The following is a 23,847-nucleotide window of genomic DNA, read 5'->3' as shown; positions in this document are numbered from 1 at the left end:
AATTTTTTTCTACTACGTAAACGCCTATGATTCTTTCGGATATTGGCACAGCTCATACAAAACGCCATTTGCTGCCTTCGGATGCAAAAATCCAATCAACGCATCATGCGCACCCGCTTTGGGGATCTCGTGAATAAGGGGTACACCTTGCTCTTTTAATGTGGCTAAACGAGCCGTAACGTCATCTACATCAAAAGCAATGTGATGGATGCCTTCGCCGCGCTTTTCCATAAATTTTGCTATCGGACTCTCATCACTCAACGGCTCTAGTAATTCAATATGACTTTCACCGATCTTTAAAAATGCCACCTGTACTTGTTCGCTCTCTACGATTTCGGTTCCAACCAACTCCAATCCCAATTGCTCGGTATAAAAGGGAAGCGTCTTATCCAAGCTTTTTACCGCAATGCCAATATGGGCAATTTTTTTCGGTGCGCTCATGAATCATCATCCTTTTGTAAGTGGTTGTCTCATTGGCTGCAATTCGGTACAATTTCAGCATAGGCAAAAAAAGAAAGCCAATGATATCCTTTTCTTCATTCTAGCACAGCCACTTACAGAATCACCTGATAATTTCCTCTACATTGAAAGGAGGTTTGATTAGAATGAGACACCAATCGCTCTTTGCCAAAATCCTGATCGGCATTCTAATACTCTCACTCATCGTTCCCACGTTTTTTTACTTTCAATAAACGAGGGATGATCAACAAGTAAAAACCCCTTTCCGACCGAAAAGCGGAAAGGGGTTTTTCGTTTATCCCAGCTTGTTTTTATTTGTATACGTATACGCTTGGAGCAGCCCAGCCGACTTTGTAACCAAGATTATCAGTAACGGTACGGATTGGAATCATTGGCATACCGTTTTTGAGGACAACAGGTGTTGGCAGTTGAATGTCTGTTTTCCCTACTTTTGCTGTTTTCGACCCAACTGTAAACTTCACGACTTTGGTTCCACTGATAACAGCAACGCTTGAATTGTTCCATTGCGTAGTCAGTGCCAGAGCTTCTTTAAAGAATTGAGCTGGAACCATGGTCGTATTTCCTTCAATGTAAGGAGCTACAGAGAGAGGATACGTTTTGCCGTGCAGGGTGAAGCTTGCTGTATTTACTTTAAAGGAAGCCGAGTTCGCTGGAATTGCTGTCGACGGTTGTTGCGGCTGTTGTGGTGTAGGCGTTACAGGCTTTGTTTGAGCCGGGGTAGGCATTCCTACACCAACAATACGAGAAAACAACAAGCCTCTTTCTTCGGACGTAAATACGCTAATGCTATATGTGTTTTTCACAGCAGGGTTTACGATGTTCGCTGCTGGATTGATCGCAATATTAGCGACAGTTGCCGCAGGAATATCCTGAGACGGATAAATCAGAACGTTTTGTCCACGAACGGCAACAAAATTCGAACCTACACCATTCACAGAGATGTTAGCTGGCGCGATATAAGCCGGTACCTTGTAGCCCACTGGGAATACGATCTCGATGAAATCACGCTGCTTTTGCAGACCAACACCCATTCCTTTGATTGCTACATTCACACCCGTCTGCTTGCCAAGTGCATTTTGTGTCAATGCGATGGTTGCGGTGCTATTGTTAATACCAGTATTTGGTGTAGGTACTGGTGTTGTTGGGTTAGTAGGCGTCGGATTGGTTGGCGTCGGGGTCACCGAAGAGCCACCGATGCTGAAGGATTTGGATTCCAAAGTTCTTCCGGAAACAGTAGCCTTCAACGTGTAGCTACCAGCCGTTTTTGGATTCGAAATCCACGCTCCGTAAGTCACTTCAACCTTCACTTTGCTAGTCGCTTTGAAGCCTGTTGGTGCAACCAAGGCGACTCTGTTTCCGACTGCAGTTGCTTTCCTCGCTGCTTTCCCGTTGATCAAGAAGTCGGATGCTGTCAAAATGCCCGGTACCATATCAGACGACGGGAACTCAAGAACCAGTTCTCCATCTTCTTTCAACTCTTTGCTGCCGAAGTCAGCATCAAACGTGTAGCTAGTGCGAGCTCCTACTCCTGGATCAGACAAATTAACCGTAAAGCTGTCGGAAGCGTTTGAGCTGGAGCCGTTTTTCGTAATTTCGAATGTATCTGACTCATATGTCGTACCATCGTATTTCACTTTGATAACATATTTGTCACCGGAACTTGGATTCTCAATGCCAGCAGCTTTGTCAAATTCCAACGTAATGTAATCATCTGAGTCTGCTCCACTCGGAATCTTGATATCTACCGAGCTACCGCTAACACTAACGGATTTCGCTTTCGTACCGTTTACCTTTACATCGTCTTCATCAATGCTCGAAGGCAGCATGCCTTTCTCTGGGAAAGTGACGGTAATGGTGGAGTTCGTCTCCAGCTCATCGTTACCCTTCAGAGAAATTTTGCCGAGCTTGAGGCTTACTTTATCGCCTGCTGCTTTGCTGCTCAGCGTTACGCTGTAATCGTTTTTGGACTTGCTACTGCTGCTGGAGCTGCTTTTTTTGATCTCAACTTCGTCTGTGTCAGAGCTTTCATTTTCTGTTTCTACTTTTACATCATATGTACCTTTATCATCAGGATTGGTGATCCCGCTTTTAATGGTAAATGAGATTTTATCTCCTTCATCAAAATCCTCATCCACCGTGATAATCACTTCATTGTCATCGACTTCAACTTTTTTGACATCGATTCCGGAAATATCTTTCTTACTGATCTTTTTATCCACATCGAAATCATCGTCGAACTCAACCGTGATGGTATCTCCACTCGACAAGTCTTCTTCAAGCGTGAATTTAATATCATAGTCACTTTCTTTACCGGCACCATCGTTGTCAGCTGATACATCCAATTTTTCAATAGCATATGCTTGCGGTACTGCAACAAAAGGTGTAGCGGCCAGCGCTGATGCCAGCACTATTGGTAGTGCTTTTTTACTTTTCTCCATGTTTTTCCTCCCATAATTACCGTTAATCTGGAAAACCCTCTAGCATGACGCTACCAGTCTACCACAAATGCTATCAGGTGGGAATCATTTCTATGTCATTTATGAGACTTCCTGGCTCCAATTGTTAAGACGAAGATGACTCGGAAAAAGTTACATACGAAGTGATCCATTTGGAAAATTTTTTTGGTGATTCTTTTATCAAAAAAACCAGGTCTTTGCTTGACCTGGTTTTTCGACACTCTAGTACAGCTTGGTATCCGGTCCTACATTCTCAAGCTTTTGTTTCACACTCTGCAGGAATCGCCCGCAAACCAGACCATCCAGCACGCGGTGATCCAAGGACATGCACAGATTAACCATAGAACGCACTGCGATCATGTCGTTAATGACGACAGGGCGTTTCACAATGGATTCGACACTTAGAATCGCAGCTTGCGGAGCATTGATAATCGGCTGGGACAACACAGAGCCAAAGGAGCCTGTGTTGTTAACCGTAAAGGTCCCGCCTGCCATGTCATCCATCGTCAATTTCCCCGCACGGGTGCGTGCTGCCAGATCATCGACTGCCTTCGCAATGCCAAGAATTGATTTTTGGTCAGCATGCTTGATGACAGGAACATAGAGAGCCTCTTCCGTAGCTACTGCGATGGAGATGTTGATGTCCTTTTTCACAATGATTTTGTCATGAGCCCATGTGGAATTGATCATCGGGAACTCTTTCAACGCTTCTACAACCGCTTTGATAAAGAACGGTAGGAACGTGAGGTTGAGGCCTTCTTTTTTCGCAAATTCGCCTTTTGCCTGATTACGGAAGTTAACGAGATTGGTCACATCTACTTCGACCATCGTCCAAGCGTGTGGAGCTTCATGCTTGCTCTGTACCATCCGGTTTGCAATCGTACGACGAATCGACGTTACAGGTACAACTTGATCACCACTTGCAACCGGAATATCTACGGAAACAGCAGGAGTCGTAGCTGGTGCTACCGGTGCAGGTGTTGAAACGACAGTAGCTTGTTCGACCGCCGCTACGGGAGCCTGCGCGACTGTTTCTTTTACTGTCTCAGCTGGCTTTTGGCCGCCCGCGTCGATAATCGCTTGGACATCTTTGCGGGTAATGCGACCGCCTGCTCCAGTCCCTACAACACGGGACAAATCAATGCCATGTTGCTGTGAGAGCATGACAACAGCAGGTGAATAACGTTGTTTTGGCCCATCGACGACTGGTGCTTGTTGAATGGATACAGCCGGTGTAGCTGCCTTTGGCTGCTCGGTTGCAGGCGTTTGTGGAGCCGGAGTTTCCGTCGTGCTAGCAGGCGCTGCAGTTCCACCTTCTGCACCACTTTCTTCTATATAGAGGATCAATGTGCCGACAGCGACTGTCTCGCCTTCTGGCACGACGATCTCCGTAACGCGTCCTGAAACGGTAGAAGGAACCTCTGCGTTTACTTTATCCGTCGTTACTTCAGCCAGTGAATCGTATTTCTTGACTGTGTCGCCTACATTGACCAGCCATTTGCTGATGGTGCCCTCGGTCACGCTCTCTCCGAGCTGGGGCATTAGTACTTTCGTTGCCATGATCCTTGGTCCTCCTCGCCTTAAAAGTTGGCCAGCTCGCGCATTGCTTCCAATACTTTTTCCGGGTTCAGCATAAAGTATTTTTCCATCGGCGGGCTGTATGGCATAGCTGGTACATCTGGACCACAAAGACGTTTAATCGGTGCATCCAAATCGAACAGGCAATGCTCCGCTACAATAGCAGCTACCTCGCCGCCTACGCCGCCTTCTTTGTTGTCCTCGTGTACGATCAATACTTTGCCTGTCTTCGAAGCCGCTTCTACGATCGCTTCTTTGTCCAACGGATACAGTGTGCGCAAATCGAGAACATGCGCGCTAATGCCTTCTTGTGCAAGCTTTTCCGCAGCTTGCAGAGCGAAGTGCAGAGTCAAGCCATAGGAGATCACTGTGATGTCTGTCCCCTCTCGCTTGACGTCCGCTTTGCCAATCGGCAGAACGTAGTCGTCCTCAGGCACTTCGCCCTTGATCAAACGATAGCAGCGCTTGTGCTCGAAAAAGAGTACCGGATCTTCATCGCGAATAGCTGCTTTCAGAAGACCTTTTGCATCATAGGGTGTCGAAGGTGCCACTACTTTCAAACCTGGGGTGTTCGTGAACATCGCTTCCACAGATTGTGAGTGGTAGAGTGCACCGTGAACCCCGCCACCGAATGGGGCACGAATCGTGATCGGGCAATGCCAGTCGTTGTTTGAACGATAGCGCATTTTCGCCGCCTCACTGACAATTTGGTTCACTGCTGGCATGATAAAGTCCGCAAACTGAATTTCTGCGATTGGGCGCATACCGTAAGCGGCCGCACCAATCCCTACACCGACAATTGCGGATTCAGCCAGTGGCGTATCAATCACGCGCTCCTCGCCAAACTCTTCAATCAATCCGTTTGTCGCACGGAAAACCCCACCGCGAACGCCAACGTCTTCTCCGAGGATAAACACGTTGGAATCACGACGCATTTCTTCACGCATCGCCATTGTAATTGCATCAATAAAAGAAATGACTGCCATAAAAGATCCCCCCTTATTCCCCGTATACGTATGTCATAGTCGATTCTGGTGTTGGATATGGCGCGTTTTCTGCATATTCAGTGGCTTCATCCACTTCCAGTTGTACGCGAGCAAGCATATCTGCTTCCTTATGTTCATCCAAGAGTCCGATCTCTCTCAAATACTCAGCGAAAACAATCAACGGGTCCTTTTTCTTCGCTTCTTCCACTTCTTCTCTCGTACGATACACACGATCGTCATCGTCGCTAGAGTGCGGAACTAGGCGATACATAACGGCTTCGATCAGCGTCGGCCCTTGACCACTGCGGGCACGTTCAACCGCTTCTTTCATGACACGATATACTTCAATCGGATCGTTTCCGTCCACACTGACTCCCGGGAATCCGTAACCGATCGCACGGTCTGCTACACTTTCACAAGCCAACTGCTTTTTCAGTGGTACAGAGATCGCGTATTTGTTGTTTTCGCAGAAAAAGATAACCGGGAGCTTGTGGACACCCGCAAAGTTCGCACCTTCGTGGAAGTCTCCCTGGTTGCTGGAGCCTTCTCCGAACGAAGCATACACAACAAAATCTTCTTGCTTCATTCTACCCGCCAAAGCCATTCCGACTGCGTGTGGGACTTGAGTCGTCACAGGGCTTGAACCCGTCAAAATATTGTACTTCTTGCCACCGAAGTGACCTGGCATCTGTCTACCACCGCTATTCGGATCTTCTGCTTTCGCAAAAGCGGACAACATACAATCACGGGCTGTTTGGCCAAAGACCAGCACCAAACCAAGATCGCGATAGTACGGGCACAAGAAATCTCTGTCTTTCTCCATGGCAAAAGCGGCTCCCACCTGAGCTGCTTCCTGACCCTGGCAGGAAATCACGAACGGTACTTTGCCCGCACGATTTAACAGCCATTGGCGCTCGTCAATTTTTCTGGCCAATAGCATGTAATAATACATGTCAAGGACTTGCGCATCGGTCAATCCCACTTGCTCATGTCGCTTGGTTGTCATCGTTACATACCCTCCTTGCTAATTGTGTATCGCTTTTCCGTCGACAGCCTGCGCTGCCTCCATGATTGCTTCGGATAAAGATGGATGCGGGTGAATCGTCTGACCGATCTCCCACGGAGTCGCATCCAGTACACGGGCCAAGCCCGCTTCAGAAATCATATCTGTCACATGTGTACCGATCATGTGAACCCCTAACAAATCATTCGTCTTGGCATCAACGACCAACTTCACAAAGCCGTCATTCTCACCGTGAATCAGCGCTTTGCCCAGCGGCTTAAAGCTGAACTTGCCGATTTTCACATCGTAGCCTTGCTCTTTTGCTTCTTTTTCAGTGAGTCCGACATTTGCGACTTCAGGTCGGCTATACGTACATTTCGGAACCTTGGTGTAATCCATCGGGTGCGGGTTTTGTCCAGCCATGTGCTCTACCGCAAGTATTCCTTCATGCGAAGCAACATGCGCCAATTGCAGACCACCAATAACATCACCAATCGCATAAATATGGGGCTCTGCAGTCTGGAAAAATTCATTAACCACGACTACTCCGCGCTCGACTTTGATTTCTGTTGCTTCCAAACCGATGTTTTCTACATTCGCTTGGCGTCCTACTGATACGAGTACCTTTTCAGCTTCAAAGGTTTGGACTCCATCCTTGACTTCCGCCTGAATAGAGACTTTGCCTTCCCCTTTTTCCAACGATTCAGGCAGCACCTTTGCTCCCGTCACGATGTTGACTTTCCGCTTTTTCAAAAGACGAGCCAATTCCTTGCTCACTTCTTCATCCTCAAACGGCAATATACGGTCGGCGTACTCCACAACAGTCACTTCTACCCCGAAATCATTGAGCATGGAAGCCCACTCAATCCCGATGACACCGCCACCAACGATGACAACAGAAGCAGGCAATTGCTCCCACTGCAATGCTTCATCGCTAGTTACCACATAAGCTCCGTCGATGACCAAACCTGGAAGTGTGCGTGGACGTGAACCCGTTGCCAGCAAAAGGAATCGTGGAACGATCATTTCTTGGTCCCCGTTTTCCTTTTCAATGCGCACAGCACCTGCCTGCGGAGAAAAAATGGAAGGCCCCATCACTCTTCCAAAGCCTTCAAAGACAGTAATGCTGCCTTTTTTCATCAAGTATTGAATCCCTTTGTGAAGTTGGTCGATAATGCCCTGCTTACGCTCTTGTATTTTTGTGAAGTCATAGCCTACTGCACCTGCCGAGACTCCGTATTTGTCAGCTTCCTTCAGGGTGGAGAATACTTCTGCACTGCGCAATAGCGCTTTGGATGGGATGCAACCACGGTGTAAGCAAGTACCACCGAGCTTTTCTTTTTCCACGATTGCTACCTTCATTCCCAATTGGGAAGCGCGGATTGCCGCTACATAACCGCCGGTACCTCCCCCGAGGACGACTAAATCAAACTCTTGAGACACCACGATCTCTCCTTTCATTCGGAAAGCTAACCTGCGTATTAACGAGAATATGAATATTCAAAGAAAATCGTTTATGTATTCCCGACCGCCCTCCATCGAAGAGCGGACAGGAGTATGAACTTACTAGAGAAACGAGATTAGCGCTTGTAAACAGTCTTGCCGTTTTGCAGGAAAGTATTACGTGATCTTGCAACACTTGCAATGCGTTCTTCTGCCATGCGGTCAGCAGCTTTGTAGGAAGCCATGCCATCACGTTCAGCTATTTCGTAAATTTTCAGGATGCTGTCATAGATCGTTTCTACTTTTTTCAGTGCACGCTCGCGGTTGTAGCCTTGCAGCTCATCTGCCACATTGATTACACCACCAGCATTGATCACGTAGTCAGGTGCGTAGATCAGACCCATTTCGTGAATTTGGTCGCCGTGTTTCTCTTCTTTCAGCTGGTTGTTAGCTGCCCCTGCAATCACTTTTGCTTTGAAGAGCGGAATCGTGTCATCGTTGATGATCGCACCCAATGCGCAAGGAGAGAAGATATCGCACTCTACGCCAAAGATCTCGTTAACGCCAACGGCTTTCGCACCGAAATCGTTCACTGCACGATCTACGTTTTCTTGATTGATATCCGTTACGATCAAATGCGCGCCTTCTTCATGCAGATGGCGGCACAGATTATACGCTACGTTTCCTACACCTTGTACAGCAATCACTCGTCCGGAGAGAGAGTCGGAACCAAACGCCAATTTAGCAGCAGCTTTCATTCCACGGTAGACACCGTAAGCTGTTACAGGGGATGGATTGCCACTGGAACCGAATGCAGGAGAAACTCCTGTTACGAAATCTGTTTCCAAGTGGATCATATCCATGTCTGCAACCGTTGTTCCTACATCCTCAGCTGTGATGTAACGGCCATTCAGACCTTGAATATAGCGACCGAAAGCACGGAACAGCTCTTCGCTCTTATGCTCGCGTGGATCACCGATGATGACTGCTTTACCACCACCGATGTTCAGTCCTGCTGCTGCGTTTTTGTAAGTCATCCCACGACCAAGGCGCAGTACGTCTACAATCGCCTCTTCTTCTGTTTTATACGGCCACATGCGCGTACCACCGAGTGCTGGTCCTAATGTCGTATCATGAATGCAAATGATTGCTTTCAAACCGGAATTTTCGTCTTGGCAAAATACCAATTGCTCGTAATCGTACTTTTGCATGTAGTCAAAGATGTTCACTGAAGAAACCTCCCTAGTATCTTTCGTTTTCCGCTTAGGTAAGCTGGCGTAACAGTGGGCTCCATTTGGAGAATTTCCCGACAAGAGGTATATGCAAAAGTCATGCCAACAAAACCAAACTTATGAAAGCGCTTTATTTACAAGAACGCGGAATGAGTGTCCCTACGTCAAGTCTGCATTTTTTTGCATATACGCGCAAAGATTTGCGTGCAATATTTTGCATAGTCTCTTTTCTTACTCTTCCTGCACATCCATGATGCCCAATTTTTCCATCTTGTAGTACAAGCTGCGAATCGCGATTCCGAGGCGTTTGGCTGCAAGGGTGCGATTTCCTTTGGCTGCTGCCAGTTCCCGCAATATGTGCTGACGTTCTGCCTTTTCCACCGCTTCTTTTAACGTGGTGCCCGTGGAACCCTCCTGCGGGACCTCTTCCTTTTTGGTCGAGACGATTCTTCTTTCCAGTGGAGGTAAATGCTCGGGCATAATGATTCGCTCGTTAATCCTCATATGAATCATCGCCCTGCCCAGTACATTCTCTAGCTCGCGTACATTGCCTGGCCAGTGATAGGACAGAAGCATCTGCAATGTTTCTTCATGCAGCTCCTCTACATTTCTTCCGTACTCCAGATTGGCTTTTCGTAGCAGATACATAGCAATCGGCTTAATATCTTCCAAGCGCTGTCGGAGTGGAGGGATATGAATCGGTACGACGTGGAGACGATAGTACAGGTCTTCACGGAAACGTCCCGCTCCAATCGCAGCCTCCAGATTCACATGGGTAGCCGCAATGACGCGAACATCGATGTTGATCGGCTTCGTTCCACCGACTCGCACAACCTCTCGCTCTTGCAGAACGCGCAAAAGCATGACCTGCATGCTCATGGATAGCTCGCCGATCTCGTCCAAAAAGATGGTTCCGCCGCTCGCTTCCTCAAACAGCCCCCGCTTTCCTCCTCGACGGGCACCTGTAAACGCGCCTTCCTCGTAACCGAAAAGCTCACTCTCCAAGAGGCTCTCTGAGATCGCTGCACAATTAACCCGAATAAATTGGTTGTATTTTCGCTCACTTTCATTATGTATGGCGTGGGCAAACAGTTCTTTCCCCGTTCCCGATTCCCCACGAAGAAGGACAGTTGCTGGTGTTGACGCCGCCTTTTTGGCTTGCTCGATCGCTTGCTGCATAGACTCGCTATAGCCGATAATGTCTGCAAAGCTATATTTTGCCTCCAGATTGCGGATGATACGACGAGCACTCTCCAGCTCTTCTGTCAGGCGCTTGAATTCGGAGACATCGTGAATGACGCCAACGCTTCCTTTCATCTCCCCATCGACGACAACCGGTGCAACATTGACCACAACGTCCTTGCGCTTTGGTCCCAATTTCATAGGGACGCCTCTCACTGCCTTCTTCGTTTTCAGGACTTGCATGTGCATACTATCGCCTTCAGAAATGTCTACCGTCGCTGGTTTTCCGATAATGTCTTCTTGCGAAAAACCCGTAAGCCTTGTGTAGGCCGGGTTGATCAAAAGTCCATTCCCGTATTGGTCAACGACTGATATCGCTTCGTCCGATGATTGAATAATCGCTTGCAGCATGCTCTGCAAATCCTTCAAGTTCGTCACTTCTTCTGCCAACGCCATGATTTCTGTAATATCACGGAAAATGGCAACAGCTCCGACAACTTCCCCACGATCGTTGCGAACGGGCACGCGGTTTGTAATAATCCGCGTCTGGTTTGGCAATACCTGCTCTTGATTCAATTCGGGAGAGCCTGTCTTTAATACGATATGTAACCGAGTGTTCGGTATACGCTCCGAAACTTTTGTATCCAGCACTTCACTCGCCTCGATGCCCATCAATCGCTCTGCTGCTTTGTTAAACAACGTAATAATTCCTTGGCGATTGACCCCGATAATCGCATCATGCGTGGAGTTCAACATCGTTTCCCGCTCCCGCTGATTTTGCATCAAGACTGCAATCAGCTTATCGCGTTCCCGAATCAATTTCATGACGATTCTCGTAAACGTTCCTGGGATGAGCACCGTCTTATCTTTCTTTAATTGCCTGAGATGCTCATACTCCCCCAGGTCCCCTGTAGCTTCTAAAATGACATCCAGATCCTCATCCAAATAAGGCTGATAATCCTGATCGACAGGAATCCCCAATGATTGAGCGAGCAGTATTCCTGGGGCGTCAGGCCGTTGATCAACAACAGCAACGACTTGTAATCGGTCCATCTGGTTTAACATCCGCAGGAGTGCTGTTCCACCACGTCCCGCACCAACGATGAGCAGCTTGTGCATGCGAGAGACCCCTCACTTTTTGAACAACCTCTTTACCATCCTACTGTTTACGATCTTACTCGTTACCATTGTACTCCAACAAACCGTTGATGGACAGGCGTTCTTCCCTAACGTGCGCTCGTTCGTGTGCAACAGGTACGGTGGACAAGGCTGTTGGCATTCGATATGATGAAATGACCATACTGTGGTTGTTGTAGTTGTTTACGCATTCGAGAAAGGGGTGAAAACCCTTGGTATTTCAGAAAATCATTGCACTCTTAATTATGGTAATCCCGGCGGCAATCGCCATGTACGGAATCAAATTAATCCGTGACGCATTTTTTTATTCTGCCTCTCCGGATGTCGGATTTTTATGGGGAAAACTCATTCTAGGTATACTGGCTTTCGCTCTCCCTGTATGGTTTATTGCCGGATTTATTCTCCATCATGAACGCAAAAAAAATCGCGTACAGCCCCGTTTCATGGTTCCTGAACCTGATGACGAGGACTAGACCAAACCGGACGAGCCAGTCTGGTTTTTTTTATTTTCAGCTTTTGTAACTCTCCCCCATTGATCGAGTCGTCGGAGCCAACTGACCTGTTCAATCACGCGGGAAAACGAGCAAAATTCTGCCGCAATCTGCATACACAGGAAAAGCACGAGCATACTCGCCTGAACATAAATCGGTGTCCCGATGACAAAGGAAAAGCCTGCTGCAAAACCCAAGGCATTCGCCCCTGTATCTCCGAGCATGATTTTGCCTCCAACGTCATGGGGAAACATGAGCATACTTGCAAGGAAGACAGGGGTCAAAAAAATCCAGTTTGCCATCCCCGTACTGGCTCCTATTGTCCACAGACTAAAAGTTCCTGCCAATGCTGTCAGACACCAAAATACTTTAATCGCTCGTCCAGGCCGCAAATCAAACAAGTTAATGATATTGGGTGAGAGCGCAAGTAAACCAAAGGCAACAAAGCCTGCCCATAACGAATCCGAAAGAGTTAGAGTGAGACAAAATGCCGTGCTTGTCCCTCCAATTAACTTCCACATCCCGCTGGTGATTCGCCTCTCTCGCCATAGCACGCCAAAATGTCCACGAAAGCCTTTTGCATCTAGATCTGATGCACAATCATCACGCCATCCCCAAAAGGCCATTGTGATCATACCTGTTAGAAATAATAAACCGTGCAGGAGAAACTCACTTTTGACCCCTCTGAGCAAAAATATTCCGATCAGCGCGATACCGGTTATAATGCTCGAACACACGAGGATAACCCCCCCTGCTGTCAGTACTGGCTCTCCTTCGTAATTGAACCGATTCATCCCCAGAGCTTTGAGCTTTTGCGTGCCGATTTTATACAGCGGACGGTCCAACACCAGTGGAATAACGACAGCGACGAGCATCATGAGCATCATGATTTTCGTTTCCACTCTTGGCCCTCCCACCATTTCCAGCATAGCGTTCGGCTAATCGCGACAAACTCCTTCCCGCGATGACTGAAGCCTGCCCAATCGTTTTTCGTTTCACGATGCGAAAAAAAGACAGGGACCTCTGCTACACGATACCCTGCCCGCAAAGCATCGACAGTGAGCCCCACCTCTAGGCCAAATCCCTTATCCTGACTCCCCAATCGGTCAAGAAGCTCGCGACGTATTGCCCGTTGTCCCGATAAAGGTGCTTTTGCTTCAAAGCCTGTCAACATCCGGATGCCATAACGGGCCAATCCTTTTGCTAATCCGAGACCTGCTTTCACTTGCGGAGGTGGCAGAACAGCTACCGCCATATCACAGACATCTTGTAGAACAGGCGTAAGCAAATGTGCTGCTTCTGCTGCGCTGTCTCGCAAATCACCGTCGAGAAGCATGACCACATCCCCACTGGCACACTTCCAGCCCAATTGAACAGCTGCACCTTTCCCTTGATTGCGCGGTGCTTGAATCACCTTATCCGCCCACTTGCTTGCGATGTGTGCCGTCTCATCTTGACTGCCATCATCAACAACGATTAGTTCATCACAAAATAAACGTTCACGGATGGCACGGAGTGTATCACCGATGGAAGCCTGTTCGTTGAACGCTGGGATGACAACGCTAACTTTTTTCACGCGAGCCCTTCCTCTCAGCCAATCTATTTTGCACTTGCTCCAAAAGTGCCCATTGTTTTGCGGGAGAGTCAGGCACATCTACGACCTGTATCCAGGAATTCACCTGTTTTTCCCGTAGCCAAAGCGGGGCTTGTCTTGCTACCACCAAAAGCACCCCATCTCCCCAATTATTACCCTCGTGATAAGAAATCACTTCCATGCCTACTGAATGCATCAGTTGCGTAATCTGTTCAGCAACGTTGCCATCCTCCTGCCAAACATACACCTTGCTTCCTGCAAGTTCATCCACATAGCGTATGCTCATGAGTTGGACGACTTCTTGGTTGCTGCGCGCAACTTCCTTCAGCAGACGATTTATTTGCTGCCTTAATTCATGGTTGCTTTTGAGAGCGCGATCGTACTTTGCTTCCATATTGGAAAGAATGCCTTTTGTTCCTTGCGTTATCCATGAATGGCCTGCGGTCCCTCCTAACAAGATACCTACCCCAAGTGCGACAAATATGGCAGCCAGTGAAATCAAATGATAGCGGAAGGGTATCATGTCTACCTCCATGAAGTGCGTTGTTCATAACGTCCAAGTCCGCCAACTGGTCCAAATCATCTGTACAGCATGTCGGGTAATTGGATTAATCACGAGCGCGGCTGAAACAGGGAGAAGCATCGCGACTATACACCAACCCCACAGCTTCCATGACTCGCTCGGCCGATAGAGATGACTGACTCCTTTGGCATCAATTAGCTTTGTCCCAATCTTCGTGCGAACCAATAACGTGCTCGCCATGCCTTTGCGGCCTTTTTCCAGAAAATCAATCATATTGGTATGGGCACCGATCGTGACGATTAGCTCAGCCTCCTTTTCGTACGCTAGCAGCATCGCCACATCCTCACTCGTACCAGGTGCTGGCAAAACATGAAAAGGCAAACCGAGAGCTTTTATGCGAATCGTTCCAGGTGCTGTCCCATCCATGAAAGCATGGACAACGACCTCCGCTCCGCTTTGGAGTGCTTTGTCCGAGACGCTATCCATATCTCCCACAATCAGGTCTGGACGATACCCCGCTTCCATGAGGGCATCTGCACCGCCATCGACCCCGATCAAAACAGGACGATATTCCCGAATATAGGAAGTTAGCGTCAGTAAGTCCTCTCTATAATGTTTCCCGCGAACGACTACTACGACGTGTCGCTGTTCCATTTTTGTATGTAATTGCACATGGCAAAGTGGTTTCAAAAACAGGTCTTTCTCCTTGCTGGCGTACAAAAGTGTATTATCGATAAACGACGAGAGTGTGTCATCCAACTTATCCTGCGCTTCATGCCATCGGTTCAAAACAGAGGGAACTGTCACCTGCTGTAGCCTGTACACATGGACCCACTTCTCTTCCAATAGGATGTACAAATTTTCTTCACGTATCGTTGCATACTTGCCCTCGATCCATTCCATGAACGAATCCGACACATCTACATCCAGTACCTCATAAAGGGTGACACCGTTTGTTAAAAGTTGGCGAGCTCCTTCAGCCGGGTATTGACCCGTCATAAATGGCGAAAGGTTGAGGACGACTTTTACCCCTCTTTCCAGTAAGGACTGTGCTGCTATCTCATCAACGTCCGGATGATCAATGATGGCGATATGATGGGAGTGGAGACGTTTGCACAACTGCTTCGTCTTCAGATCAGCCGCTACGACAGCGGTGTATGAATGTGCTGCAGAACCATTTCGTTTGCCCACTTTTCCACCTCCGCCTTTAGTATGCTAAATATTTCCTCCCTACATGCAAAAAACGGTCAGACCGTTTTTTGCAGACCGCCAGCGGTCCCGTCATGTTCAATGAAAAACATCGAGATGTTTTTCACAAAAAAAAGAAGCTGTGCATCGAATGCACAACCTCTTTTAAGCGAAACGTTTTCAGTTTAATCTACGCACCCTTGGCCAGGTAGTAAATGATCAAACCATCAGCGAACAGGAAGACCATCAAAGATACAAAACCAAATAGAATTGCAAAGGTGTTTTTCGCTTTGATGGAATTCAAACAGCCCCAAGCGATAAAGAATGTGAAGATAAACATCAGGATGTCAAATAAAACGATTTTCATTTACGACAACTCCTTCACCATGATGACGCAAACAGGAATACAATGGCAATTCCATTATATAGCTTCAGGTATTATGAGACAAGCATATCCAAATTTGTGAACAAAAAGTTTCACAATTTTTTCCCTTTTATTGTGCCACATGCTGCGCTACCTATCCATATACTCCAGCAATCTTGCTCATTCCATTTTTCTTGCCCGGCTACGTGATCATGAATGGTATGAACGAGGCCTTTCAGTTCTTCATCGGTTAATTCATGCAAAATGGAGCGGCCTTTTCTGGAAAGTAAGTCAGCTTCCAATTCAGACCAGCTATCGTATTCACGTCTTGTCTCCCATAGCGTCGTCTTATTCACCTGTTCAAGCCCCGCGAGCTTCATCGTGTTCTGCACCATTGTATCATCTGGTCTTCGTGTCTGCTCTATCGTTAGCAAGCGCGGGTATCGAGTAAAGAAAAAACCGCGAAAATGAGTCGGTGAGGCTGGCATTTTGACATCGTCCATTGTCCGGTCCTGGATTAAGCAAATCCCGCCCGGTGCCAATAGCCTGATAACTTCTTTAAAAAACTTCTGCAGGTCTTGTTCCGGGAAATGATGGATCAAGGCGCGAGCGAATACAATATCCGCACACTGACTCGGCAATCCGGTTGAGCGGGCATCCCCTTGTGCAAACGAAAGCTTCGGATCGTCTGCGCATTGCTCGCTCGCCGCTTCCACCATCACGCGGGAAAAATCAATGCCCGTGACAGAGGCAGCTCCTAGCCTAGACCAAGCCTTACTGTAAATTCCTCCGCCACAACCAATGTCCACGACATTTTTCCCCACGGGATTGACGAGTGACAGGATTGTCTGACTCCACGAATCATCAGCGGTTCTCCCCGTATAGCTCAACTGGTTTTTTTCCGCGTGAAAATCAATTGTCATTCCTGCTTCGCCTCCATGAACTCCAAACGGTTTCCAAATGGGTCCTCTGTGAAAAAGCGAATAAGGTGAGGAATTTCTTCGTCAATCCGAAATGAGATCCCATTTGCTTGCAGATGCTCCATCAGCGAACCAATGTTTTGCACAAGGAACGCCGGATGTGCTTTTTTCGCAGGGATGAATCCTTCCTCTACGCCAATATGAATCATTTGCGCCCCACATTGAAACCATACACCACCTCGAACGAGAAGCTTCGCTGGCTTTGGAACCTCTGGCATTCCCAAAAGCTCACCGAAAAACTTGCGCGCTACGTCCTCTGTCCCTGCTGGTGCTGCTAATTGTACATGGTCGAGCCCAATCCATTCATGCTTGGTTGTCATCGTCTTCTTGTCCTCCTCTTTTTTTGCACAGAACCATCCATTCGTCAATCTGATGGGTCATTACTCTTCCTTCGTTTGTGGTAATCCCAAGATACTCCTTTTGTTCATCTGTAGCGTTCAGCAGCAGATTTTCCACATTCACTTCCTGCTCAGATGATTCGGAGGTGCGCTGAACCCATGGTAAAAATTCAAACCTTTTTTTGCGTTCCCTCTGCTTTTGCAAAATCAAGCCATTCGCTTCAAACAAAGCGTGCCATTCACCGACGGAAAGACATCGCACATGACTGGGATCGCGTGTTTTCTCTACTTCATTTATGAATGCGGAAAGCGACGAGTCCTCAGGCGAAACGTTGTCAATGAAGAGAAACAAACCCCCAAGGGTCAGCACGCGACTCACCTCACGAACAAAAGCCGCCGGATCGGGAAAATGATGAGCTGCAATTCGGCATGTGACAATCTCAAATGATTCATCGAGAAACGGGAGAGATTCTGCATCAGCCTGCACATACATCACATTATTGACAAGTGCTGTTTCATTGGCAGCAGATGCCCCCATGAGCATCGGGCGAGTCAAATCCGTGGCGACGACCAAGCTCACATGAGGAGCCAAAGTCCTCGCTACGTGCCCACCTCCTGTAGCGATATCCAGTGCCCGCCAGTTCTCTCTTGGCTGCATCCACTCTACCATTAGTTCCAGGTCGCAGCCTTTTGCATGCGTCTTGCTTTGCACGTATTGCTCTGCATTTTTTCCAAATTGTGCTTGAACAGCTTGTTTGATCTCCTCATTCTTCATCGGGAACACCTCCTGCCTTTATCATATTCCAATGTTTGTCATCCTTGTTATAGAATACAGATAACTAGTTATCGACAATTTGAATAGGAGGCATCTTACAATGGATCGAGAAAGTCTTGAGGTATTTTTGACGATCGCTCGTCATGGATCGATTAATCGCGCTGCACAGGCTTTATTTTTGGCGCAATCAACAGTGACACACCGGTTGAAGCAGCTAGAGCGCCAGGTTGGGAGTGCGCTGTTTGTTCGTACTGCCTCAGGAGTAAGTCTTACAGGCGAAGGACGTCGGTTGCTACCGGTTGCGACGAATATCGTTGAGCAAATGCGCTCCTTTATCCAGGAGAAAGAACAGCGCCAATCGATGAACATCGTCGCAGGAAAAGCTTTTGTCGCCTATGAACTGCCGAGACTTATTGGGGAGTACCGGATTGCTCATCCCGGCTTTACCTGCTACGTCCGCTCTACGTTGTACGAGGAGTCCCTTAGCGCCCTGCTAACAGGAACGGCTGATATTGCCTTTCTCGGGAGTGAAATGTATCACCCGCACATCCATCAAGAATTCCTTCCCAGCGATCGACTCCTGCTCGTCATGGCGCCCAGTCATCCTTGGGCAAGCGGGTTTCCAGGTTTTCAGGCATGGGGAACCGAGGAAATGATTGTATTCGGGAATCACACCGCTCCTTATCGCCAACGAATCGACCGCTATCTGGCCCAGCAGGGAGTTTTTCCGAATATTATTATGGAATTAGACAGTTTCAATGCTGTTAAAAAAATGGTCGAACGTCAGCTAGGAATCACCATCCTGCCGGAAAGAACCATCCAACAAGAGCTGGCGACCGAAAGATTGGTTGCCTACGATATCGCAAACGGCGAATTAGTGCGCCCCACTCTCATCGCCTACCTACACCCAAAAAAAGAGGACGATGCTTTCCAGCAATTCGTCCAATGGATCAAAGAACATTATTAACAAAAGTTCACTGTAGTGTTAATACCGTAAGCTCTGGGCGGCAAAATAAACGAACTGGCAAGATCGTCGTACCCAATCCTCTGTTGGTGTACACAGCCATGCCGCCTACCTGATACAGTCCTTGTACATATTTACGTCCGTATTGAGGCGTCATGAGATGACCAATGAAGGGCAAGCGTACTTGTCCGCCATGGCTGTGGCCGGACAGTTGGAGATGCACAGGATGCTCTGACGCAATATCAGCAAAATCAGGCTCATGCGCCAATAAGATTACGCTGCCCTCCGGCGGGATATTTTCGAGCGCCCTTGAAAGATCAGGTACACCATAGAAAATATCATCGACCCCCGCCATGTATAACTGCTGGCCATCCTTGTGTACGACAACGTGCCGATTATCCAACACTTCGAAGCCTGACGCGACTAAGCCATCTCGAACCTTTTGCTGTTCACCAGCTCGATAATCGTGGTTGCCCAAAACGGCGAATTTGCCTAATGGGGCTAGAAGCTGATTGAAAAGGGGAACGGCGGCGAATAGCGGTCGCGTCACTTCATCAACGATATCCCCTGTGAAGCAAATCAAATCCGGTTTTTCGCTCTGGATTGCGGCAATAACTGGCTCCAACTCTTTCGGTTCAAAATAATGACCAAGATGGACATCACTGAAATGAATGAGCTTTGTCCCCTTAAAGCTTTCTGGCAATCCCGGTATTGTGATGGACAATCGTACGATATCCAGTGCTTTTCGTTCCCATACATGACCGTACACGCCAGTCGCTATACCGAGTCCAATCAATCCACCTACCCATTTACTGACTTTGTGGAGAAATGTCTTCCTTGAAATGGGAGCAAGGCTAGGATCATTCACTATCTTTTGTTCGCTCATACCCATTCACGACAACGTCCAATCTCCCCGTCAACGGGTCAATAAGCAAGCCATGTACCTCCACATTCGGTGGGAGGAGCGGGTGATTTTTAATCGTTTCTACGCTATTTTTCACACTTTCTTCTACACGATCGAAACCGTGCAGCCATTTATGTAAGTTAATCCCCGCATGTTGAAGCGTGGAGAACGTTTGAGCCGAGACTCCTCGCTCTAGCATCTTCTCCATCGTGCGTTTGCTGTCGATCGCACTCATCCCGCAGTCATAATGCCCGACGACCATCACTTCTTCGGCATTCAATTCGTAGATCGCAATTAGAATACTGCGCATGATACTCCCAAAAGGATGGGACACGATTGCCCCGGCGCTTTTCACGTGCTTGATATCCCCATTGCGCATGTTCATGGCTTTCGGCAAAAGTTCAACCAAACGGGTATCCATACAAGACAACACGACCAATCGTTTATCAGGGAACTTGGTGGTTTGGTACTTTTCATATTCTTGGTTGGCCACAAATTCACGGTTAAATGCGAGAATTTCATCCAAATTGCGCACTTTCACAGCACCTGCCTCGCTATTAGTAGTATGTATTTGTATCGTATGCTTTTCTATTTTACATAGGAGGATCAAAATCTCGCAAGGGACTGTGGCAGTTTCTTATCAAATGGTTCATTTTGTCAGGATGTAATGCTGCTCGTCCAAACGAAATTTTTTTGGTGAAAAGAGGTCTTCGATCGTTGAGTAAACGGGTTCTCTTTTTGTGAATTTGTCACCTATCCATAGATCATACAGTTCAACCTGCGTCTTGTCGTGATCAAGTAGCTCCTCGTACCAAGCACGTAGATGCATCATTCTTGCAATGCTGGATTAGGCTCAATTCCTGGTGTTTCTCTTATCATGACGAATAATTCTAGGCACATGGATTCAGTTCCTCCGGAAAGAGTAGTTTTTTAGTTATAGTAAAAATACTCCAACTTTGGTAAAATCAATAAAAACAGAATTAGGAGAGTTGCAGATTGAAATTTAGACTAGCCTTACTACTTGCACTAGCACTAATCCTTCCAGGTTGTAGTGAAACGGCAAGCACACCAGAAGTGCCGCTACCTGCATATGTATTAGCCATTGACCGATTTGACGAAAGCACCGGAATGTGGATGGTTGCTTTAGCGACAGAATCAAATGATGAAAAGGAATTGCGCGCTTTAGTGGAAAATACTCGGACCTTAGCGAAAGACAAGAAAGAGGAGATTAACTCCGTTTCTGTGACCATTATCAAACCAGATGGAAGGATTCCTCACACTGTAACGGCATTTGGCAGAATTGCCTTGACGAGTAAAGGCATGGAACAAACCGGATTGAGTAGTACCTCTGAAATGGTCTTTGAATATAGAAACGCACCCGCTGCAAGCCCCGAAAAACCACCTACTACACCAGCTAAAGAAACTACTAAGTGACCTTAATTCTATTTAGTAAAATGATGATCAAAGCCAGGGTTAAAATACCTTGGCTTATTTCTTGCCCCGACACAATAGCCATTTCATCAGGTTAAAACTTGGAAAAGCTTTTCTACTTGTTCCTTATTTGCGAATGACTCATCTATCGATAAAAAGGATAATAAGGTACTTGCTTTTTGGGCTTTATTTGCCGCAAACATTTTGTGATGGCCATCCAATAAAAAATGACTATAAACCCATATCTCATCAAAATGATTTAACGGATATTTTATATCTAGGAAAGAAATGCTCAACGCTGTAGGGGTTTCTTTTAAATCCACTCTGTCCATGTAATCATTAATTGCTATAGGATTTAATGATTCACTGGATTGAATGGGTACTATATATTCTTCAATTTTCCTCATACTGCTAATATTCCTTAGCCCAGCCTTATAGTACTCAGTCCCATGTGCCTCTCTTTTCAGCCTAGGATACACCTTCAGCAAAGTTGCAATGTAATGACCATTGGGAATGAGACAGGATAAATTAGACAGGAATTCTTGGTCTAGTGTATTTATCCCTTGATTTAATCGGTTGGATATTTTTGTTGCGCTTTTCATATCCATTCCTGAAGCGCTGGCATAAAAAAGACAGGTTTCACAATCTATACCTGTATTGGCGATCTCTTTTCCCCTCAATGGTTAGAAACCTTTGACGATAACCAGCCTGCTTATACGCAATTGGTGATGTAGAAGAACGAATATGAATTTCTTTATAGGACAATAGTTTGCTCATTTTTCATTATCTCCAAGATCGTATTAACCTTTGTATTTCGAGGGGTTTTCAACATAACTCTCGATAACATAACCACAATGCGTACAGATTCTATGAATGATGGCAGAACCAAGAGGAATAATCTTGCCTAAAGGAAACACTGCCGCATCTCCAGCTTGTCTCCCTTTTCCAATCTCATTACCTCCACATTTTGGGCATTGTTCGATTTGATTTTTCATTTTGTACCTCCCTATTTATTTTGATATTTCATTAATTTTTTAAATGGTTGTTCCACAATGCTTTGTCATAGTAATCGACACAAAGACCTTGATTATTTCGCGTAAATAGATCTAAATGATAGTGATCATGACCGAAACTCCTAAGAAACGAACCTGCTCCCGTTCTTGAAAGTGGCTCAAATAAACCAGAAGCGTATTCAAATACTATTTTGCTCCCTATTATAAAAAGAGTGTCATAATCTCGCTTCATCAATATCTTATCTTTATTTTCCTTATAATGGAACATTAAATAATCATCATAGTCTAAATCAGAAAATTTTCTTGGATTCACTTCAAAACTTCTAACTGTTCCCTTTTGCTGATTTGCTTTCTGTCTTAGCTCTTTCCACTGATGCGTATTAAGCTGGAGGGAATGATGAAGGAAAACAAGTTCATTATTCTTTTTCGCATGTGAAAATCTATGCAAGTGTATAGGTAAGTCTTTTTCCATATTTGTTACATGAATGATCTTATCTCTGTGATCTGCACCTATAAGAAGAACACAAGCTAAATACTGCAACGATTGTTGATTGCCAAAAATCATAAACATGTCCTTATCAAATTCACATGCGAATATATCTTTCGTATGAAATGCAGGAGTTAGAACAATGTACTTTTTATTCTGTAACCAGATTTCTTTTTGAAGGAATTGGATTTTCAAAACGGCCTCCAATAGATTTGTTTTTTCGCAAATGGCTATCTCGTTACAAAATGTTCCACTTTTTTCACGCGTTGCATTTCGATTCGTCCAGTTGTCCCTTGTAGCATTCTTTCTCCATCGCCATGCCACTTCGGATCTCGAATCCTATTCAGATCAAATATTCTTTCCCAACTGTCTTCTTTTGTAATTTTCAATAGTCCTTTTTCAAATGCACTGTCTTCCTGTTCATTATTGGAACAAAACGAATTATTCAACACAAAGTGCCAATCTTCAAAATCAGAAACTAGAACATCTTTCTCATCTAATTCTACTGTCAACCTCACACACCTTGTTCCTTCTTGAAAGTGACCCGTTTGTCGCATATCAGGTTTTTTCATCCAAAGCCAGATTGGATGTTCTCCCCTATAATTAGGCAATCGTTTCTTCATTTGATTCATCATCCATTTATATTCTTCTGGATACATTGCATGTGCTGGCGATCCTTCAAGATAGCCTTGCTTCTTAAAATGTTCCCATACTATTTCAGTTTGCAGCGTCCAGTATGTAGCCATAGCATCTGTTATTAAATGACTGTGATTCCGTAACAAATTACCCGCTCCCACCTTTTTAACTTTACTTGCATTTTTAAGGTAAAGAAAATTTCCCAAGCATGTAGAGTCCTACCAATACAAAAAGACACTAGCAAACAAGTGCTAATGTCTTTTGTATTGGTTAAGGATAATGTAAATGAGCATCTACACCTTAACTAATCTTCGCCTCAATCCGCATCTTGTCCGCCACCATGGCAATAAACTTACTGTTGGTAGGCTTCGCCTTAGATAATATTGATTAATTCCATCAGGAAAACGTGTCAAATGCATGATTTATTAAGGGTTTTAGTTAGTGAAGATTTGTTTTGAGCTTTAAGAATGTCGAAGTCATTTTACCAAAAATCCGAATGTTTATGAGCTTTCCATAGTAACATTTAAGTCCTACCTAATAAAATATGCCATTTTCAATATGGCCAAGAACAACAACCGGATTTTGACTCACAATCCGTAATTATTACCTTTAGTTAATTATATATGTTACTAAGTACAAATTTGAAGAATGCGTTCATAGCC

At 46.1% G+C, this 23,847-nt stretch carries 25 protein-coding genes; 3 read left to right on the top strand and 22 right to left on the bottom strand.

Going from position 1 to position 23,847, the window contains the following annotated elements:
* Positions 1-24 precede the first annotated feature (24 nt).
* The 8 genes from mce to HP401_RS01545 all read right to left on the bottom strand — a co-directional run bounded on the left by mce (position 25) and on the right by HP401_RS01545 (position 11,479).
* The gene (gene mce / locus HP401_RS01580) at positions 25-441 is read right to left on the bottom strand and encodes a methylmalonyl-CoA epimerase (protein ID WP_012686066.1); all 417 of its coding nucleotides are present in this window, start codon (positions 439-441) and stop codon (positions 25-27) included.
* A gap of 329 nt (positions 442-770) precedes the next feature.
* Positions 771-2,918 (bottom strand): copper amine oxidase N-terminal domain-containing protein, encoded by a 2,148-nt coding sequence (locus HP401_RS01575; RefSeq protein WP_173603834.1) that lies wholly within the window; start codon positions 2,916-2,918, stop codon positions 771-773.
* A 240-nt stretch (positions 2,919-3,158) separates the two neighbouring features.
* On the bottom strand, positions 3,159-4,496 hold the full coding sequence (locus HP401_RS01570) for a dihydrolipoamide acetyltransferase family protein (protein WP_217365897.1): 1,338 nt from the start codon (positions 4,494-4,496) through the stop codon (positions 3,159-3,161).
* A 20-nt stretch (positions 4,497-4,516) separates the two neighbouring features.
* Positions 4,517-5,500: an alpha-ketoacid dehydrogenase subunit beta gene (locus tag HP401_RS01565; RefSeq protein WP_007720847.1), complete on the bottom strand. Its 984-nt coding sequence runs from the start codon at positions 5,498-5,500 to the stop codon at positions 4,517-4,519.
* 13 nt (positions 5,501-5,513) lie between these two features.
* On the bottom strand, positions 5,514-6,506 hold the full coding sequence (locus HP401_RS01560) for a thiamine pyrophosphate-dependent dehydrogenase E1 component subunit alpha (RefSeq protein ID WP_012686063.1): 993 nt from the start codon (positions 6,504-6,506) through the stop codon (positions 5,514-5,516).
* Positions 6,507-6,524: 18 nt separating this feature from the next.
* A complete protein-coding gene (gene lpdA, locus HP401_RS01555) occupies positions 6,525-7,946 on the bottom strand; it encodes a dihydrolipoyl dehydrogenase (protein ID WP_173603833.1) in 1,422 nt (473 codons plus the stop codon).
* 137 nt (positions 7,947-8,083) lie between these two features.
* Complete coding sequence (locus HP401_RS01550) at positions 8,084-9,175, bottom strand: Glu/Leu/Phe/Val dehydrogenase dimerization domain-containing protein (protein WP_007720838.1); 1,092 nt, start codon at positions 9,173-9,175, stop codon at positions 8,084-8,086.
* Between the two features lie 234 nt (positions 9,176-9,409).
* The gene (locus HP401_RS01545) at positions 9,410-11,479 is read right to left on the bottom strand and encodes a sigma 54-interacting transcriptional regulator (protein ID WP_173603832.1); all 2,070 of its coding nucleotides are present in this window, start codon (positions 11,477-11,479) and stop codon (positions 9,410-9,412) included.
* Between the two features lie 230 nt (positions 11,480-11,709).
* Between HP401_RS01545 and HP401_RS01540 the strand changes: the two genes are divergently transcribed.
* A complete protein-coding gene (locus HP401_RS01540; RefSeq protein WP_172137864.1) occupies positions 11,710-11,970 on the top strand; it encodes a DUF2627 domain-containing protein in 261 nt (86 codons plus the stop codon).
* On the opposite strand, the gene HP401_RS01535 is transcribed toward HP401_RS01540, so the two are convergent.
* The 8 genes from HP401_RS01535 to HP401_RS01500 all read right to left on the bottom strand — a co-directional run bounded on the left by HP401_RS01535 (position 11,967) and on the right by HP401_RS01500 (position 17,750).
* A complete protein-coding gene (locus HP401_RS01535; protein WP_309145107.1) occupies positions 11,967-12,890 on the bottom strand; it encodes a UDP-N-acetylmuramyl pentapeptide phosphotransferase in 924 nt (307 codons plus the stop codon). The genes HP401_RS01540 and HP401_RS01535 overlap by 4 nt on opposite strands.
* Entirely contained in the window at positions 12,872-13,564 is a 693-nt protein-coding gene (locus HP401_RS01530) for a glycosyltransferase family 2 protein (RefSeq protein ID WP_173603830.1), read from the bottom strand. Before HP401_RS01530 ends, HP401_RS01535 begins: the two co-directional genes overlap by 19 nt.
* Positions 13,551-14,105 (bottom strand): copper transporter, encoded by a 555-nt coding sequence (locus HP401_RS01525; RefSeq protein WP_173603829.1) that lies wholly within the window; start codon positions 14,103-14,105, stop codon positions 13,551-13,553. The genes HP401_RS01530 and HP401_RS01525 overlap by 14 nt, the downstream gene beginning before the upstream one ends.
* A 24-nt stretch (positions 14,106-14,129) precedes the next feature.
* Entirely contained in the window at positions 14,130-15,296 is a 1,167-nt protein-coding gene (gene steA / locus HP401_RS01520; RefSeq protein WP_173603828.1) for a putative cytokinetic ring protein SteA, read from the bottom strand.
* Between the two features lie 187 nt (positions 15,297-15,483).
* Positions 15,484-15,660 carry a DUF2759 family protein gene (locus HP401_RS01515; protein ID WP_064506648.1) on the bottom strand — a complete coding sequence of 59 codons (177 nt, stop codon included), beginning with the start codon at positions 15,658-15,660 and terminating at the stop codon, positions 15,484-15,486.
* 110 nt (positions 15,661-15,770) lie between these two features.
* The gene (locus HP401_RS01510; protein WP_173603827.1) at positions 15,771-16,580 is read right to left on the bottom strand and encodes a methyltransferase domain-containing protein; all 810 of its coding nucleotides are present in this window, start codon (positions 16,578-16,580) and stop codon (positions 15,771-15,773) included.
* Positions 16,577-16,957 (bottom strand): VOC family protein, encoded by a 381-nt coding sequence (locus tag HP401_RS01505; RefSeq protein ID WP_012686053.1) that lies wholly within the window; start codon positions 16,955-16,957, stop codon positions 16,577-16,579. The genes HP401_RS01510 and HP401_RS01505 overlap by 4 nt, the downstream gene beginning before the upstream one ends.
* Positions 16,941-17,750, bottom strand: coding sequence for a class I SAM-dependent methyltransferase (locus HP401_RS01500; RefSeq protein WP_173603826.1), 810 nt, complete (start codon positions 17,748-17,750; stop codon positions 16,941-16,943). Before HP401_RS01500 ends, HP401_RS01505 begins: the two co-directional genes overlap by 17 nt.
* Before the next feature lie 100 nt (positions 17,751-17,850).
* Between HP401_RS01500 and HP401_RS01495 the strand changes: the two genes are divergently transcribed.
* Positions 17,851-18,717, top strand: a complete 867-nt coding sequence (locus tag HP401_RS01495; protein ID WP_173603825.1) for a LysR family transcriptional regulator — start codon at positions 17,851-17,853, stop codon at positions 18,715-18,717.
* 7 nt (positions 18,718-18,724) lie between these two features.
* On the opposite strand, the gene HP401_RS01490 is transcribed toward HP401_RS01495, so the two are convergent.
* Positions 18,725-19,606, bottom strand: coding sequence for a metallophosphoesterase (locus HP401_RS01490; RefSeq protein WP_254456977.1), 882 nt, complete (start codon positions 19,604-19,606; stop codon positions 18,725-18,727).
* Complete coding sequence (locus HP401_RS01485) at positions 19,575-20,153, bottom strand: beta-class carbonic anhydrase (protein WP_173603948.1); 579 nt, start codon at positions 20,151-20,153, stop codon at positions 19,575-19,577. The genes HP401_RS01490 and HP401_RS01485 overlap by 32 nt, the downstream gene beginning before the upstream one ends.
* Positions 20,154-20,614: 461 nt before the next feature.
* Between HP401_RS01485 and HP401_RS01480 the strand changes: the two genes are divergently transcribed.
* Positions 20,615-21,052 (top strand): hypothetical protein, encoded by a 438-nt coding sequence (locus tag HP401_RS01480; protein ID WP_173603824.1) that lies wholly within the window; start codon positions 20,615-20,617, stop codon positions 21,050-21,052.
* 86 nt (positions 21,053-21,138) lie between these two features.
* Here HP401_RS01480 and HP401_RS01475 read toward each other — a convergent pair whose 3' ends face one another.
* The 4 genes from HP401_RS01475 to HP401_RS01460 all read right to left on the bottom strand — a co-directional run bounded on the left by HP401_RS01475 (position 21,139) and on the right by HP401_RS01460 (position 23,391).
* Complete coding sequence (locus HP401_RS01475; RefSeq protein ID WP_254456976.1) at positions 21,139-21,729, bottom strand: hypothetical protein; 591 nt, start codon at positions 21,727-21,729, stop codon at positions 21,139-21,141.
* Between the two features lie 120 nt (positions 21,730-21,849).
* Positions 21,850-22,044, bottom strand: coding sequence for a hypothetical protein (locus HP401_RS01470; RefSeq protein ID WP_064199909.1), 195 nt, complete (start codon positions 22,042-22,044; stop codon positions 21,850-21,852).
* A gap of 31 nt (positions 22,045-22,075) precedes the next feature.
* Positions 22,076-22,744, bottom strand: coding sequence for a hypothetical protein (locus tag HP401_RS01465; RefSeq protein WP_173603823.1), 669 nt, complete (start codon positions 22,742-22,744; stop codon positions 22,076-22,078).
* A 35-nt stretch (positions 22,745-22,779) separates the two neighbouring features.
* Positions 22,780-23,391 (bottom strand): DUF3841 domain-containing protein, encoded by a 612-nt coding sequence (locus HP401_RS01460; protein ID WP_254456975.1) that lies wholly within the window; start codon positions 23,389-23,391, stop codon positions 22,780-22,782.
* Positions 23,392-23,847 lie beyond the last annotated feature (456 nt).

The sequence above is a fragment of the Brevibacillus sp. HB2.2 genome, assembly GCF_013284275.1.
In the GTDB taxonomy this organism is placed as follows: domain Bacteria; phylum Bacillota; class Bacilli; order Brevibacillales; family Brevibacillaceae; genus Brevibacillus; species Brevibacillus brevis_D.
Note: the sequence above shows the minus strand (reverse complement) of the source record. Positions and strands in the feature narration are given on the sequence as shown.